This is a genomic window from Pseudoalteromonas sp. S3785 (assembly GCF_005887365.1).
Taxonomy (GTDB): domain Bacteria; phylum Pseudomonadota; class Gammaproteobacteria; order Enterobacterales; family Alteromonadaceae; genus Pseudoalteromonas.
In genome coordinates this window covers 1-2,517 of record NZ_PNCT01000116.1, presented here as the reverse complement: position 1 = coordinate 2,517, position 2,517 = coordinate 1, and the positions used below count along the sequence as shown (strand labels likewise).

The following is a 2,517-nucleotide window of genomic DNA, read 5'->3' as shown; positions in this document are numbered from 1 at the left end:
ATTCCCCATAAATAGGCGATAACGCAGCATAAATGCCAAACATGCGCTGCCCTTCGGGTTCTGCCTAGGGGCGATAAACTCTTTGTTACTCGGTTTTTACTTAGCCCACTAGGTTACAAACCTCGCGCCGCGATTTAATCGCCCCTAGATTGAACAAATTTCAATCCGCAAAGTTCAATACGCCCTAGACATTTTAACGAATAGTTTTGCTAACTAAAAACAAACACCTATTTTGTTGGCAGCTCACGCTTACTTTTAGCTGTTTATTCGCCCATAACGTAAAGCTCACTACCTTACAGGCGCTAACCTCAATAAAAACATAGCCTTAAGGTTGCAATATAAATGCGTTCTTAAATTAATGGCTAATTTGTGCATTTAGGCTTCGGCAGTCATCTGCGGTTTGAACGGGGTATTAAGCGTCGATGCTGATGTATTAATAAATAATGAGGCCATAGTGACTTCACGTTTTTTCCCTCGGCGGATCAGTGCTTCAACATACACGATACTTAATACAATAGCAGTGGCTTTATAAAGGTTGCCGTGCAAATCACCCACGGCACCACCCGACATACTAAAGATGCCATAAGCTGCATTCATAAAAATATGCATCCACATAGGAAACCAAATTTTATAACCACACTCACAATAAAGCCACGCAAACCAAGTGCCTGCAACAGTGGTTACTGCTACCGCCATTAGTGCAGAAATGGCATCGCCACCTTGGTACATGTGCCCTACTCCAAATACTACCGAGCTTGTCAACGCTGCGGGAATGAACCCCCAGCGGCAAAACCGGTATAAAGCACCAAATAAAGCCGCCCTAAATATTAGCTCTTCAAAAAAACCAGCATAGATTGAGCCTGTTATTAGTCCAGACAAAGATAAATTTAAATTACTACTCAAGTATGCATAGCCAAGTGTCATAGGTATACAGCACAGCAAAGCTGCAAAGGTATAGTTATTAAAGCCTTCGGTGTTAAGGCCAATTGCGTCAAGCATGTTATCTCTTTTAAATAGTAATGTGGTTATCACTAATAAAGGAGCATATAAAAATAAGTATTTAGCGGGGATAAATAAAACCCCAGTAGACGCATCGGCCTGGGTTAATATTTTCGTCCATTCGCTACCCCAAAAGCTTTTCATTATGTAATGGCAAAAAACAAACGTGGCTATCACTAACAGTGATTTTAAAATAGTGTTCATAGTAACCTTCTTAAGTTGTATTTTTTAGTTCAACTTAAGCATGCCTACTCCAGCGTAAAACTACGAACTGTTAGGGATTAACAACATTTTTAGGTATCAAATACAAGTATTTGGGCTGACTAACAAGCACTTGGGGTGAGTAACAAAGCCGCTTTTATATTATCTACGTAGCTTCGCGATACCGGAACAGGCATGGGTGTATTTTTAAGCGTTAATTGCAAGCCGCCAGCGTTGCCACTATACGAGTGAATAAAGGCTACATTAACTGCATAAGAGCGATGGCACCTAATAATTGCAGTATTATTTGAGAGCTGTTTAAGTAAGCGAGTTAAAGAAATACGCAGTAAAGTTTGCTGTATTGCGTGTCCGTCATAAACACTAATTTCGCAATAATTATCAGCCGCTTTTATAAACAAAACACGCTCTAATACTATGCTGATTGCATCATTTTTATTATCGCCAACTAACGTAATTTGCTCGAGTTCTAAAGGAAGGGCTTCACATTGCTTGATTTGTTGCCGCTGTGGTGTTTCATCAATATTAAGCTGACTAACATGGCGATTTAACATATACATAAAAATTAGCGGAAATACGCCAATAGCAAATATATAGCCAATAAACAGCATCTGATTCTGCCAATGCCACTGTCCTAAAAATGCCACAACAAAATAAGCGTGGTTAAATAAAGCACAAATTAAAATATAAAAGCCGCTTATAAGCATAATACGAAGTGGCTTATAAAAATCATAACGTAACAGCGCTATTTCAATAAAGCCCGATAATAGCAACGCAACAAAAGTGACTAAACCATAACCTGAAAGCCTGAGTATTTTATATGACGATGTATCGTTAATTGTACCAAAAGGTTGGAATACGAATAAAACAAACAACGTTACCAACGAGAACATCATTGCACGATAAACAATAAGTTTTCTTGAATGTAAATCATCCTTGAGCCACAACATACTATTTTAATTACCAATTTTAAAATCTAAAAAATAAAAGTAGCACATTAATATGTTAATAATCTATTAATAACGGCTAATAGCAAACCGAAACGGGGAAATAAGCGAGAAAACCTAAAGGTGGCCTAATAATAAATCGTAGATACAAAAAAGCCCGCTCTAAGCGGGCTTTAATATAATGGTGGAGAGATAGGGATTTGAACCCTAGATGGGCTACAAACCCATGCCGGTTTTCAAGACCGGTGCATTCGACCACTCTGCCATCTCTCCGCACGGCCTGCATAATACATAAAACACTTTACTAATAGATCATTTATTTTAAAAAAATTTTTTAATTGATTTAAACAAT

The 2,517-nt window shown here is 38.1% G+C and carries 2 protein-coding genes and 1 tRNA gene; all 3 read right to left on the bottom strand.

The window, feature by feature from the left end; all coding sequences use genetic code 11:
* Positions 1–375 precede the first annotated feature (375 nt).
* Positions 376–1,203, bottom strand: a complete 828-nt coding sequence (locus CWC17_RS18670) for a CPBP family intramembrane glutamic endopeptidase (RefSeq protein WP_138614594.1) — start codon at positions 1,201–1,203, stop codon at positions 376–378.
* 119 nt (positions 1,204–1,322) lie between these two features.
* Complete coding sequence (locus CWC17_RS18665) at positions 1,323–2,168, bottom strand: LytTR family DNA-binding domain-containing protein (protein WP_138614592.1); 846 nt, start codon at positions 2,166–2,168, stop codon at positions 1,323–1,325.
* Positions 2,169–2,347: 179 nt separating this feature from the next.
* Positions 2,348–2,438: transfer RNA gene (locus CWC17_RS18660), tRNA-Ser, on the bottom strand.
* Positions 2,439–2,517 lie beyond the last annotated feature (79 nt).